Raw genomic sequence first — 12588 nt, forward strand, 5'->3', positions numbered from 1 at the left:
ATCAAGGCAAAATGTAAACCCCCAGATGTGGTAACTCTGTCTGGGAGTTTACATTTTGGAAAAGCAATAACTCCTTACTTCGCTTTCCAGGTGTTGTTAGTTAGGTCAGCGTCCATAAATATGCCGCCTTCCAGATTAACAGACTGCACCTTCTTTTTGGTAGGAACCTTCACTACGGCCTGGCTCTGGTTGCTTTGCCAGATAGCGGGTGTCTGATGGAAGGTTTCTTTCGTGCCATCGGCATACTGCACAACCACATCGACAGGCGCTACGTAGCCGCCAATATTTTGAATGATAATGGTACTCTGCGTTGCCGAAGGTGTTACCTGCTGAATGGCCAGATCAATGTAATTGTTGCTAAAAAACCAATTATTCCAGAACCAGTTTAGATTCTTGCCCGACGCATCGTTAAAGCTGTAGAACATGTCCCAAGGCGTTGGGTGCTTCCCATTCCAGCGGTTCATGAACTCGTGCAGGGCTTTTTTAAACAGAGCATCGCCCAGCAGCTCTTTCAGGGCTAAATACCCGATAGCGGCTTTTCCGTATTCGTTATTACCCAGAGCAGCACCACTCAATACGTTAGCCGGGGTTATGATCGGCAAATCCTCTTCGGCCGATGGGTCCGAACTCCAGTAGGCCACCCGAAACTGCTGAAAATTTCGCGTAGCTGTTTCGGTACCCAGGTTGTTCTGACTAATCAGGTACTCAAGCGCCGTCACCCAGCCTTCGTCCATGAACCCGTAGCGCGTTTCGTTGATGCCCATGTAGAACGGAAACCAGGTGTGCGCAATCTCATGCTCGGCTACGAAGCGCGAGAAGTTAAGGTCATTGGTCGGGGAGTCGTTGACCATCATCGGGTATTCCATATCGGCGAAACCCTGCACCAGGGTTGTTTTCGGATAGGGGTACGGAACACCCGGCCAGTTGTTCGAGAACCAGTCCAGCGCGTGCCGACCGAAGCGGACCATCTGGTGAAAATCCTGGGCGTTGTCCAGGAAAGCAGCCTGAACACTCGCCCGTCGACCGGTCCTTTTGTCGACCACCACACTCGACGCGTCCCATACGTAATGATTGCTGAGACATAAGGCAATATCCGCAATGTTGCTGGCTTTCCAGCGCCAGGTATTCATGTTCTGCTGCCGCGTTACGTTCCCGGCCGTTACCTCCTGAAGGGTTGCTACGTGCAGTATAGAGTCTGCGCGCATTGACTCCCGTAGGCGTTGGGCGTACGTCGGTTGCAGCACCTCATCTGCGTTTTGCAGGTCGCCGGTGCTCCAGACAATGTAGTTCTTCGGCACGTTTACGTTCACCGTATAGTCGTTGAAGTCGCTGTAAAACTCTTGGGCCTCGGTAAAAGTCGTTTGGTCCCAGCCGTAGTAATCATCGTAAACAGCCACCCGCGGATAGAAGTAAGCCAGGAAGAAGGTCGTTGAATCGAGCGCCCCCTCGCGGTTCGTCTCTACCGATACATCGTAATGCCAGTCGAACGATAGCTTGACCGAATCGCGGGGAAGCAACGGTTTACTCAGCCGAACGCCTTTTGCCGTAGCATTGCCCGCGTCCTGCCAGGTTTTCCGACTGCCATTTTCGGTATACGTATCGATATGAATCCCGGAAGTCATGTAGTTATCGGAGACCGGATTTTGCCGAACAGCACCGGGCTTATGGCTATTCAGAAACAGCTTAAAAACGAGTGCCCGCAACGTATCAGGGCTGTTGTTGATATACGTAATCTCTTCACTTCCCTGAATGGTTCGGTTTGGCGGGGTCGCTGTGACAGTGATGTTGTAGCGGGCCGTATTCTGCCAGTATTTTTTTCCCGGTCTGCCATCCATCGAGCGGGTTCCGTTCTGGTACGCCTTTTTGATATTACGTGGCATATACAGCGTCTGGGCCTGTACGGCACCGACAAGTAACGCCATAAAGAAAGTGAGCGTGGAATGTCTCATGAAGTTCTGAAATTAGTCAACAAAGTTGCAGCAATACGATGAATTATCGGAAGTGGCAAGATAAGCGCTTCGTCAGAAAAGTGGACATTGAAGCGGATGAGCGATGCCATACGGTGTTCAACGGTAAACCGAATCGCTTAAACCGTCTTCTTGCCTGATCCCTGACAAGCCCGACGAATAATTCACGACGTTGGCCGTGGCTCCGGTTCTGGACGCATTGGACGCGACGTACAGCACAGTAAATTTACGCCATTCACTACGCTGATTACGTCCTGTGTCTCTGTCGGGTGCTGGCGATAATGTTTAACTTGCCGCATGGATTCCTCGATTTTAATCATTGTACTGAGCTTGTCAGTACTGATTTCATATGCGTTCGACTTATTTAGTAGCCGCTTCAAGACACCATCGGTCCTGCTGCTGCTGGTACTAGGTATGCTGACGCGCCAGGCAACGAACTATTTTGACGTTCAGCTTCCGTTCATCAACGCCATATTGCCGACGCTGGGGACGCTGGGCCTTATTCTGATTGTGCTGGAAGGGGGACTGGATCTGGAACTTCACGCGGAGAAACTCGGGGTGCTGCGCCGAACGCTGCTGGCGTCGTTGCTTTCGATTATTGGCGGTACCTTGTTGATGGCGGGCGTTCTGTATTTGCTTCTGAATGATTCGTTTTACCATTGTTTAATTGCCGCGCTGCCGTTTTCCATAATTAGTAGTGCGGTAGCCATTCCGAGCGTATCTAACCTGTCGTTCAGGCAGCGCGAGTTTGTCGTATACGAGTCAGCGTTTGCCAGCATCCTAGGCGTAATGGCTTACAATTTTCTGCTGTTGAGCCGCGATTCGGTCTTTGGGGCGGTTTTGTCGTTCACGCGTGATACCGTAGCAATGGCATTCATTTCGCTGGGTTGCTGCTTCCTCCTGCTGTATCTGATCGGGCGGATCAATCACCGGATTAAATTCCTGCCCATTATCTCTGTCTTATTTCTGGTCTACGCACTGGCGGAGATTTACCATCTGTCGTCGCTGCTGCTGATCCTGATTTTCGGCTTATTTCTGAACAACACCGAACTGTTTATCCGGGGGCGCCTGAGTGAGATTCTTAAAAATGATCTGTTCGAGAAAGAGCTGGAACAGCTCAAGAATCTGACTGCCGAAGGAGCGTTTGTCGTACGGACATTCTTCTTCCTCATTTTCGGGTACGCTGCCGTGCCCAGAGAACTCATTGACGTCGATGCCCTGATCGTTAGCGGTATCTTCATCGCCATCATTATTGCCTGGCGCTGGGTTACCCTACAAGCAACCTATCGCGGACCGTCGAGGCCGCTGTTGTGGATCGCTCCCCGCGGACTGACCACGATTCTGCTGTACCTGAATATTCCGGAAGACCTGAGGCTGCTGGGTTTTCGGGCAGGCATTCCGATGCTGATTGTTGTGCTGTCGTCGCTGCTGGTCATGGCCGGAGTAGTCGGCTACAAAGCGGAGCCCGAAGACTAAAGCTCAAACTTATACATACCGCCAGAACGCCCACAGTCGACGATTTTGCAGATACGTAAGATCACGATCATTCGCGAAGGCTTCGCGCTCAAAACTAATGTTCCGGTACGCCGTGTAATGGTCGCGGTATTGGAGTCGACGAACGAGATACTCCAGTACGTACCACACATAAAAGGGCAGAATACCCAGTTCAGCCTGTTGCCTCAGGTGAATCTGTTCGTGGTTTATTAAGGTTGGCGAAGGGTTGGGCTGACGGACCAGAATGAACGGAAACAGAGCCATCCCGTCGGGGCCGAGCGAGGAGATCTGGATAATAAACCGGTTCTTTGTCATCTTCTTCATGACAAATTTGAGTCTAAACCAGTTCTTTAAACCATGACGCTAACCTTAATTCTCTTATTTGCCATTGGTTATATACTCATTACAATTGAACATTCGATTGGCATTAATAAAGCCGCAACGGCCTTATTAACAGGTGTCATTTGCTGGACAGTTTACGCCCTAACGGATCATAATATTGAGGAAGTTGGTCTCCAGTTAAGCGAACACCTGGGCGAGATTGCCGAAATTCTGTTCTTCCTGATCGGGGCCATGACCATTGTGGAGCTGATCGATGCGCATGATGGCTTTACGATTATTACCGATCGAATTGCCAGTCGCAACACCCGGGTATTGTTATGGATTATTAGTTTTCTGGCCTTCTTCCTGTCGGCGGTACTAGATAACCTTACCGCGTCGATTGTGATGGTGTCGGTGCTGCGTAAGCTGGTGCGCGATGCCGATCAGCGGAAAGTGATGGCGGGCATGGTGATTATTGCCGCTAACTCCGGTGGTGCCTGGTCACCCATCGGCGACGTAACGACGACCATGCTTTGGATTGGTGGACAGGTAACGACCATCAATATTATCAAAACCCTGTTCATTCCGAGCTTAGTATCGCTGCTGGTTCCGTTATCGATTCTGACCGTCATGTATAAAGCGCAAACCGAAGCCTCCGTTGCCACGGCGAAGAAAGGCATCAGCCGCCCCTACGTAACGCCCAAAGCTCGGCGCGATCGACAATTAATGCTGGCAGTCGGGTTGGGTGGCCTGCTGTGGGTGCCCATTTTTAAGACCGTAACGCACCTGCCGCCCTACATGGGCATGATGATGGCCCTTGGCTTCATCTGGGTAGTTTCGGAGTTGATTCATAGGGACAAAGACGAAGCCGATCGGCAGCGCTATTCAGCGGCTTATGCGCTCAGCAAAATCGACACGCCCAGTATCCTGTTCTTTCTGGGGATACTGCTGGCCGTTGGCACGCTCGAAGCAACGGGCGTGTTACGTAGTCTGGCTCAGTCACTCAACGATTCCATCGGTAATCTGGACGTAATTATTTTGCTGATCGGCTTAGCCTCGGCGGTAGTTGACAACGTGCCGATTGTAGCCGCAGCAATGGGTATGTACGACCTGCAAACCTACCCCACTGACGCGAAGCTGTGGGAATTTCTGGCCTATTGCGCCGGAACGGGCGGCAGCATTCTGGTGATCGGCTCTGCGGCTGGTGTGGCTGTAATGGGCATGGAGCGCCTGGAGTTTGGCTGGTACCTGCGCCGGATCAGCTGGCTCGCCTTCCTGGGTTACGTAGCTGGGGCACTGGTCTACCTGGCTGAGTTCTGGCTGCTGTAGTGCCACGGGCGAGCGGCCATTTCTTCACGGTTCGCAAGCAAACCATCAAACTTCCGATTCCAGCGGTTCGTTGCCTGCACTGCGTCATTGGGTTTGAAATCTTTGGGTATCAGAATAGAGCAGATCAATTTTGGATCATCAACACATCCTGATCCATTCAGACACGTATGCTCATTCTGGCACCACTTTCATTTATTCTGCTGCTCAGCTGGCTACCGTTATCTAGCTGGCTTACTAGTCCTGTTAAAAGTGCCCGGCCCGCTACGTTAACGGCAGACGAACGGCTCAACAATCGAAGCGGGTACGTCTCATTGGGGGGCATTACGATTTCGTTCACCCGCCTGTTGCGGTCAGTACGTAGTACGTTGGCCGGGGTATTTATTAAGATTAGCCTTTTACTCGTGCCGGTTTTGTGGGGATGCTCCGGCGGTAAACAAACAGATTCCGTTCCTAATCCCGGCGTGCGTCACGCAGCTACAGCTTCGGCTACCTTCAACTGGGCAACGGACCTGTGCGACTACCAGAGCACTTATAATCCCACTCAGTATACAAAGGAGCAGTTGACAAATACCCACGCGCTTTGGCTGGACAACTGGTATCTGGAAGCCCCGGCGGTAGCGGCCACGCCCGAAGAAATTCAACGGCTCAACGCAGCAACGCTCAGGCGGGACTACGAGCAAATCGAGAAACTGCTCAAAGACCTGCCAATCGTTGACTCGCCGTACTGGCATCAGCTAAAACAGCGGAGATTAAAGGCACTAGAGTCCGAATATGCGCTTAAGCAGGTCGCCATCAGCGCCTATGCGCATCCCCAGTTGTTACGTCAAACGGCGTACGATCCAGCCGGTGCTCCTTACGTTGACGCCCTGATTACTGACGATTCAACCGCCTTACTACAAGCCTGGCAGCAGCTACATAACGAACAGAAAAAACAAAGCGGCCTGCCGGATCAGTTGGAAAAAGAGTTTAGCGTAAAATTTGGCTCTCCTAACCAACTGGCGTTTGCCCGAGTCGAACTCATGGCTTACGGCTGGTGGAACCACATCAAGCCGAAGGTACCCTACGTAGTGCCGGACGCTCGAATGGAGACAGAATTCAAAGCGCTTTTCAGCGCTAATCAGGCTACCTGCGCCAACCCCTAGCGGAGTTGAAACAAAGGGCTGTATTTAAGCGCTTCATACCACCCAAAGCTTATCACCCCGACTACGGTTCGGTTCTGACGCAGAGATGATAAGCTTTGGGTAACAGAATGAATTTGGTATCTAAGCTGGCTATACACAATCAACCTTGTGAGTACGGTTACTAACGTCATTCTCATTGAGCATCGAAACCGTTTACCTTAGCGTAAACTTATGTTTCTGTTCTTCAGGAGCGTAAGTTTGTTCAGACAACGAATTGCTCATGACTGGCATTACCTTACTCCTCGGTGCAACGGCAGGAACGGGCTACGAAGCCGCGCAAAAACTTCTGTCCGTCAATCAACCCATCCGTGTCATTGCCCGCAATCCGGAAAAGGCCCGGAAGTTGTTTGGTCAGACTAGCGCCGAACTCATTATCTGTGATTTGACTGAGCCCAACGAGGCTTTTTACCGGGCGTTTCAGGGTGTCGATGTCATTCTATTTACCGCTGCCGTTCCACCCGGTTTGGCCAGTGAAGCCAAACTACGAGCGGTCGATTATGGAGGGCTTGTGGCGGCACTGGATGCTGCCCGAAAGGCAAATTTCCAGGGACGTTTCGTGTACATGAGCACGATTGGCCTTCAGCACCGGACGTGGTTCATCCGCCTGCTCAACTTGATAAAAACCAACGTAATTCATTTGCGGCAGGAAGCCGAAAAGGCCGTCGTGCAAAGCGGGTTAGCTTACACGATTGTGCGGGCGGGGGTTCTGCGCGATCAGCCCGGAGGCCGCAAACCCATTCAATTATTTCCCCACGACATTCCAATTACGTTGTCGACCCAGATTGGCCGCGCCGATACAGCCGATTTACTCATTCAGTTCGCTCAGGAAGAGGCCGCGCGTAACCGGACAATCAGCGCTATCTGGGGTGGCGATGGCCTATCGGTGTCCGAACAATTGAACCGATTCGCTCAAGAAGCCGATTAACGTTTGAATCCTTTCACGACCGAGCCGATCAGCAGCGGGTACCCAATAAGCGAAAATATACCTCCTAAAAAGCCAAAAACTAGTGGGAATATCAACCCATCTAATCCTTCCAGCGTGACCGTCTGCGGGTCGTTAGGCAGGTACCATAACGTTACGGTCTCTCCGATCTCAAAACTTGGGGGCGAGGTATAGGTCTGCGAATAGTACGTAACGGGCTTTCCCGCAGCCGTCGTAAACTGCACGACCGGGGCCTGGGTCGACGTAGTACGTCCAGAGCTAGACTTGTTGTAGCGGGTATCCACGACCACGCCCTGTGTTTTGACCCCGGCTTTCATGATCTGCTGCGTCGACTGCCAGGTGTAATACGCAACAACCAGGAAGATTGTGCCGACAAACGCAAACAGGCCAACCAAGGCCATCCCAAGTACACGTTTCGCTTCCATGATAACAGTACGTATTACGATGAATTATGTATAAAAGGCTGGCACCTAGCTCTTCAACTCTATAACTGTCGATCAGCTTATTAATGAGTGATTCATAATTTACGGCAAATCAAGACGGCTAACCAATGTCATATAGCCGTTCCAAAAGCACCAAACGTACCGTTTTTTAGTAGCTCCCATCCAGACTTTTGAGTATTCGGCAAATCGGTTTAGCGGTTCATCTCCACAGACGTTTTCCCGACCTGTTTTCAGTTGGCAACGTCGTTCTGGTGCATCGCCGATCGGCCTGACTAATCCTGTACGATTCGTATCGCTATTCGTGGCCTTTCATCCGGCGTTGGCCACCATTCGCTGCTTTATTTTTTGATCTCCCTCCTCCTCCACTGCAACTTTGACTCATTAAACAACCCAGCCGCTGCCAACAAACGCAGTTGGCCTTAAACAACCAAACAATACCAATGAACACGTTCCCAAATTCCGCTTCGGCTCCGGCCACCTCCCCTAACCCGATTACCCACTACCTGACCGTCCTGAAGAAATACGCTGACTTCAAAGGCCGCGCCCGCCGGAGCGAATATTGGTACTTTGTACTGGTAAACATGGGAGTGTCATTCGCCATCGGCTTCTCCCTCGGTCTCTTTTCTCAAACGGCTGCCGCCTACGCGAATACACTATATACGTTAGCCATTCTGGTACCCGCTATTGCCGTTTGCGTACGGCGTATGCACGACCTCGACAAAGAGTGGTGGTATGCACTGATCCCGATCTACAACTTCATTCTGGCCATCAGCGAAGGTACCAAAGGTCCTAACCAGTACGGCCCCGACCCAAAAGCGGAATCGACGGTCGACGTTGTTAAATCAGTGGCTTAAGCGTTTCTATCCTTCCTCTTTTAGTAATCAATCTACAAAGCGCTGGTAAAAATAGACTTGTTTGCCAGCGCTTTATCCTTTCTGTTCACCATGGCAAACGAAAAAACGACGATCGACGAATGGGCCGTCAAAGACCTTGAAGATGGCTCTTCATTACGTATCACAGTCCTGGGCTGCACCGAGTTAGGTAATCAATCGCTCCCTGGCATTCAGGTGCTATACATGGGTAACACCATCAACTACGAACCTCTCATCACCGAGCGTTGGGCGTATCAGGCCTCAAAAAAAGGCGTTCGTGAATACCTGTTGGAAGACTACTCCTGGATGGTACACGATGATCAGTTTGTAAAAAATTACCTGGTGCTGGACTCACCGCTTAAAGTGAAAGTAGAGGTAAAAACACGCAGCTCGAAGATCATCGCCAAAGAGTACGAATTACCGTTCGAGGTGTAGCAAGTAGTCATGAGAAATCTCCTGCACACGCTCGTGCTGCTCACTATCGTTTTGACGAACGTCCGCTGCGAAAGCCGATTAGCCGCCGATGTCAGCGAAAACCAAGTCGCTGCACGAACACCGGCAAGTGACTCGGCTCAGGCGGCCCAAGCGGTGGTTACGTTTCTACAGTGGTACAAAAAGAACCTCGGGGCGGTCAGCCGAATTGATCTGGTTAATCAGGATGAGGTTAGGGGCTATTCCGTTAATTTCAAAAATAGCGAGCAGTATCTGGCTTACCTGAAAAAGAGCAACGGGCTCACCGAGCGCTACCTCAACGACTGGCGGACGTATTTCAAGGAACGCGACGAAGGATTCCGGTTAACGCGTCAGAACGAAGGCCCACCTACCGGGTTCGACTATGATCTGGTAATGCTGAATCAAGATGTCGACGAGCAGATGGACTCGCTGAACCGGCTTACCATTAACGACGTAGCGATCGCAAAAAATCAGGCAACGGTAACCTGTACGCTCTTTATTACGTACGAGTTCCGGCTTGTACGTCGTGACAACCATTGGCTGATCGACGAAATACTGAACCTTAGTGATGAATAACAGACAGCTAAAGATGAACGGAAAGCGGTTAATGCCTGGTCGCATTAACCGCTTTCAATTTAACGAAACACTATCAATCTCGTCATCTTCAATAACTTAATTCAATAGATTGCACGTTCAATCTTTGTCATCCTGAGGCACGACCGGGCGGCCGTTACATGACTCAATGAAGAGACTGTCAGTACAAGAATCCAGCTCAGGTTTCAGAAAGCGAATCACTCTGAGCCGACCAGTGATAGCGCTTTTAATTCTGCAACCTGCCCATTCGGGACCGATGCCGCCTGTAGCAGAATCCGGTGATTCCCCCTAGACAAGGTAAGTTTTCCCAACGCCAGCCAGGCCCAGGGCTTTTCGTACACTTCTTTCCGGGGGATTCGGTCAGGGCTGGGCTTCAGGGGCGGGTCGAAACTGGTTTGGATGGTTTGTTGCAGCGTCTGATTTTCTGCAGCAAGAGTTAATAGCGTTCCGAGAGCGGCATCTCCAGCCGTGTACTGCAGGCTCAATTGATATACACCCGGCCGCTCTACCTCCACGTCCCACCAAATTGAATCGGCGGGTGACCGCCAGTTTACCAGCCAGTCATTGGCCCAGCCATTGCCCTGTTTGTAGCGTACATTACCCGAAAAATGAGCCTCCGGTGCCTGCAACAACACCCGTCGGCCTGCCACTGGCACCGGCCGGGACGGGTTTATCCTTTGAGAAACGTCCTCGAACCAGCGGTCGTAGGCTGCTTGCAGAACCTGCACCCGCTGGGGCTGAATAGCCGCTAAATCAGTCGATTGCGACGGATCGCCCAGCATATCGTACAATTGGGTCTGCTCCTTTTGGCGTACCAGCCGGTATCGAGCCGTGCGAACTGCCCCTGGCTGTGCAGGCAGTTGGCCCGCGCTCATCCCGGCCACGTGGGTGAACAGCAGGCGGTCAGGCAGCGTATCGACCTTGCCCAACACCAGGTTTGCCAAGCTTCGGCCATCGATCGAGTTGGTGGGCTTGAAGCGCAGCCCACACAAGTCAACCAGCGTCGGCAGTAAATCAATATGGGCCGTATTGGGTCGAATCCGGGTTTGAGGCCGTATCCTTGCCGGCCAGCGCATGAATAGCGGTACGCGCACGCCCCCTTCGTCGACAGACCCTTTGATGCCCTTCATTTGGCCATTGAACCGGTGGCCGTTGGGACCGTTGTCGGTCGCGAATATAACAATCGTGTTTTGGGCCAAGCCCAGTTGGTCCAGTCTTGCCAACAGTCGCTTTACGTTATCATCTATGTTTTCAACCATACCATAGATGCTGGCCTGTTCATCGTCCAGACCCTTGGCCTTATACTTGTCAAAATACCGGTCGGGCACCTGGTGGGGGGTGTGGGGTGCGTTGAACGGTACGTAACAGAAGAAAGGCTGGGCTTTGTGCTTACTGATAAAGTTCAAAGCGGCATCCGTCAGTACGTCGGTGATAAATCCTTTCGTGGGTACCATGCGGTCGTTCTGCTGCAAGTCGGTATCGAAGTAGTTATTCCAATGGCCTGCACAAAAGCCCAGAAACTCGTCGAATCCCTGTCCATTCGGGTCTTCCGGTGCGTGTTCGCCGTTATGCCATTTGCCAAAACAGCCGGTGGCATAGCCGTTCTGGCGGAACACTTCGGCCAGGGTGAGTTCAGCGCTACGCATGCGTTCCCAGCCCTGCGTTACCGAAACCGTGCCCGTGCGGAGGTGATAGCGCCCCGTGAGCAGGCTGGCGCGGGTGGGCGCGCAAAGCGGGCTCACGAAAAAGCGGTCGAACTGAGCACCACTGCGGGCCAGACGGTCGATGTTGGGCGTTTCGACAAACCGGTTGCCGTGTAGACTCAGGTCACCCCAGCCCTGGTCGTCAGTCAGGATAAACACAACGTTGGGCCTGGTAGCGACTGTTGGTAGGCTAGTATTCAATCCTAATGCGATCCATGCGCCGGTGACCAGCGCAGCTAGACCTAACCAAAAAGGAAGTTTCATGGCTAAAGTAATTGGTCAATTTAAATTGGTCCTTGAAGGCTCAAAAGTTCAGGGGTAACAGATACCAAAAGTGACGAGGCCCTTTCCCTACTGAACAATTTTCAGTTAATCGTCTGTGGAACCCCAGACAGGACCTATCCAAAGGATACTTCGACTTCCAGCAATTCCATATTCAAGCGACCGCTTCAGCCTTTAGTTTTGTGGAGTGAGGTTATTCCAAGAATGGAGCAGCTTGCTAAGATTGGTTAGCTCGTTCTTTAGCGACAAGTAACGCGTTTCTATTTTTTCAGAAAAAACGCCCGGCGTTCCGAGAGTATACGGAACGCCGGGCGTTTTGATCATGTCGTTTCAGGTTGCATTCAGGCAACAGCCTCCGCTTCTTCCTGAGGCTGCTGAACGGCACTTGGGTCCATGAACATGATCTCCCAAAGGTGGCCGTCTAAATCCTGAAAACTGCGGTAGTACATAAAACCCTGATCCTGCGTTTCGTTCGATTGAGTTGCGCCAGCGGCCAAAGCCTTATCAACCAGTTCGTCAACCTGCTCACGGTTTTCGGCCGACAGACAAATAATGGACTCCGTCACTTTCGTCGCATCGGCAATCTCTTTCTTGATAAAGGTTTTGAAGAACTTCTCGACCAGCAGCATGACGTATATGTCTTCGCTGATAACCATGCACGTAGCGTTTTCGTCGGTAAACTGAGCGTTAAACGAGTAGCCAAGTTGGGTGAAGAATTCGACGGAGCGGTTAAGGTCTTTAACGGGCAGATTTACAAAGATTTTGGTTGCCATGAGCGTTGTTGTTTAAGGTTTACATAGCAAAGGTACCGGCTATTCACCGACACGCAGGCGTATAATTGCGACAATAAACGGGTGGTTTGCGACAGCAGTTTTGGGGGAGTAAACGCCGGATAGTTTTCAGGTTAAAACCGTGGATAAACGCGACCAGGAACGTACAACAATGAGCAATAGCCAGAGAAACCAGGCCCGAAAACAGATGATAAAAACAATCTTGCTGGTTTAGC

At 51.5% G+C, this 12588-nt stretch carries 12 protein-coding genes; 7 read left to right on the forward strand and 5 right to left on the reverse strand.

The window, feature by feature from the left end:
- Positions 1–74 precede the first annotated feature (74 nt).
- Complete coding sequence (locus ACYVIY_RS11715; RefSeq protein WP_460976536.1) at positions 75–1949, reverse strand: M1 family metallopeptidase; 1875 nt, start codon at positions 1947–1949, stop codon at positions 75–77.
- 315 nt (positions 1950–2264) lie between these two features.
- Between ACYVIY_RS11715 and ACYVIY_RS11720 the strand changes: the two genes are divergently transcribed.
- Positions 2265–3443, forward strand: coding sequence for a cation:proton antiporter (locus tag ACYVIY_RS11720; protein ID WP_460976537.1), 1179 nt, complete (start codon positions 2265–2267; stop codon positions 3441–3443).
- A 9-nt stretch (positions 3444–3452) separates the two neighbouring features.
- On the opposite strand, the gene ACYVIY_RS11725 is transcribed toward ACYVIY_RS11720, so the two are convergent.
- Positions 3453–3785, reverse strand: coding sequence for a hypothetical protein (locus ACYVIY_RS11725; protein WP_460976538.1), 333 nt, complete (start codon positions 3783–3785; stop codon positions 3453–3455).
- Between the two features lie 33 nt (positions 3786–3818).
- Here ACYVIY_RS11725 and nhaD point away from each other — a divergent pair, with 33 nt between their 5' ends.
- The 3 genes from nhaD (at position 3819) to ACYVIY_RS11740 (ending at position 7217) form a co-directional block, all read left to right on the forward strand.
- Positions 3819–5111, forward strand: a complete 1293-nt coding sequence (gene nhaD, locus ACYVIY_RS11730) for a sodium:proton antiporter NhaD (protein WP_460976539.1) — start codon at positions 3819–3821, stop codon at positions 5109–5111.
- A 167-nt stretch (positions 5112–5278) separates the two neighbouring features.
- The gene (locus ACYVIY_RS11735; RefSeq protein WP_460976540.1) at positions 5279–6253 is read left to right on the forward strand and encodes a hypothetical protein; all 975 of its coding nucleotides are present in this window, start codon (positions 5279–5281) and stop codon (positions 6251–6253) included.
- Positions 6254–6512: 259 nt separating this feature from the next.
- Positions 6513–7217: an NAD(P)H-binding protein gene (locus ACYVIY_RS11740; RefSeq protein WP_460976541.1), complete on the forward strand. Its 705-nt coding sequence runs from the start codon at positions 6513–6515 to the stop codon at positions 7215–7217.
- On the opposite strand, the gene ACYVIY_RS11745 is transcribed toward ACYVIY_RS11740, so the two are convergent.
- A complete protein-coding gene (locus ACYVIY_RS11745; RefSeq protein WP_460976543.1) occupies positions 7214–7660 on the reverse strand; it encodes a DUF3592 domain-containing protein in 447 nt (148 codons plus the stop codon). The two genes, ACYVIY_RS11740 and ACYVIY_RS11745, sit on opposite strands and share 4 nt — an antisense overlap.
- 458 nt (positions 7661–8118) lie before the next feature.
- Between ACYVIY_RS11745 and ACYVIY_RS11750 the strand changes: the two genes are divergently transcribed.
- The 3 genes from ACYVIY_RS11750 to ACYVIY_RS11760 all read left to right on the forward strand — a co-directional run bounded on the left by ACYVIY_RS11750 (position 8119) and on the right by ACYVIY_RS11760 (position 9579).
- The gene (locus ACYVIY_RS11750) at positions 8119–8532 is read left to right on the forward strand and encodes a DUF805 domain-containing protein (protein WP_460976544.1); all 414 of its coding nucleotides are present in this window, start codon (positions 8119–8121) and stop codon (positions 8530–8532) included.
- Positions 8533–8622: 90 nt separating this feature from the next.
- On the forward strand, positions 8623–8985 hold the full coding sequence (locus tag ACYVIY_RS11755; RefSeq protein ID WP_460976545.1) for a hypothetical protein: 363 nt from the start codon (positions 8623–8625) through the stop codon (positions 8983–8985).
- Between the two features lie 9 nt (positions 8986–8994).
- On the forward strand, positions 8995–9579 hold the full coding sequence (locus ACYVIY_RS11760; protein WP_460976546.1) for a hypothetical protein: 585 nt from the start codon (positions 8995–8997) through the stop codon (positions 9577–9579).
- A 215-nt stretch (positions 9580–9794) separates the two neighbouring features.
- Here the strand turns inward: ACYVIY_RS11760 and ACYVIY_RS11765 are convergent, their stop codons facing one another.
- Both ACYVIY_RS11765 and ACYVIY_RS11770 read right to left on the reverse strand, forming a co-directional pair.
- Positions 9795–11564 carry an arylsulfatase gene (locus ACYVIY_RS11765; RefSeq protein ID WP_460976547.1) on the reverse strand — a complete coding sequence of 590 codons (1770 nt, stop codon included), beginning with the start codon at positions 11562–11564 and terminating at the stop codon, positions 9795–9797.
- Between the two features lie 359 nt (positions 11565–11923).
- Entirely contained in the window at positions 11924–12355 is a 432-nt protein-coding gene (locus ACYVIY_RS11770) for a VOC family protein (protein WP_460976548.1), read from the reverse strand.
- Positions 12356–12588: the final 233 nt, after the last annotated feature.

The organism is Spirosoma knui, from assembly GCF_054780635.1.

Coding starts and splice junctions, on each gene's coding strand:
- ACYVIY_RS11715 (WP_460976536.1), bottom strand. CDS start 1,949: ATGAGACATTCCACGCTCACTTTCTTTATGGCGTTACTTGTCGGTGCC.
- ACYVIY_RS11720 (WP_460976537.1), top strand. CDS start 2,265: ATGGATTCCTCGATTTTAATCATTGTACTGAGCTTGTCAGTACTGATT.
- ACYVIY_RS11725 (WP_460976538.1), bottom strand. CDS start 3,785: ATGAAGAAGATGACAAAGAACCGGTTTATTATCCAGATCTCCTCGCTC.
- nhaD (WP_460976539.1), top strand. CDS start 3,819: ATGACGCTAACCTTAATTCTCTTATTTGCCATTGGTTATATACTCATT.
- ACYVIY_RS11735 (WP_460976540.1), top strand. CDS start 5,279: ATGCTCATTCTGGCACCACTTTCATTTATTCTGCTGCTCAGCTGGCTA.
- ACYVIY_RS11740 (WP_460976541.1), top strand. CDS start 6,513: ATGACTGGCATTACCTTACTCCTCGGTGCAACGGCAGGAACGGGCTAC.
- ACYVIY_RS11745 (WP_460976543.1), bottom strand. CDS start 7,660: ATGGAAGCGAAACGTGTACTTGGGATGGCCTTGGTTGGCCTGTTTGCG.
- ACYVIY_RS11750 (WP_460976544.1), top strand. CDS start 8,119: ATGAACACGTTCCCAAATTCCGCTTCGGCTCCGGCCACCTCCCCTAAC.
- ACYVIY_RS11755 (WP_460976545.1), top strand. CDS start 8,623: ATGGCAAACGAAAAAACGACGATCGACGAATGGGCCGTCAAAGACCTT.
- ACYVIY_RS11760 (WP_460976546.1), top strand. CDS start 8,995: ATGAGAAATCTCCTGCACACGCTCGTGCTGCTCACTATCGTTTTGACG.
- ACYVIY_RS11765 (WP_460976547.1), bottom strand. CDS start 11,564: ATGAAACTTCCTTTTTGGTTAGGTCTAGCTGCGCTGGTCACCGGCGCA.
- ACYVIY_RS11770 (WP_460976548.1), bottom strand. CDS start 12,355: ATGGCAACCAAAATCTTTGTAAATCTGCCCGTTAAAGACCTTAACCGC.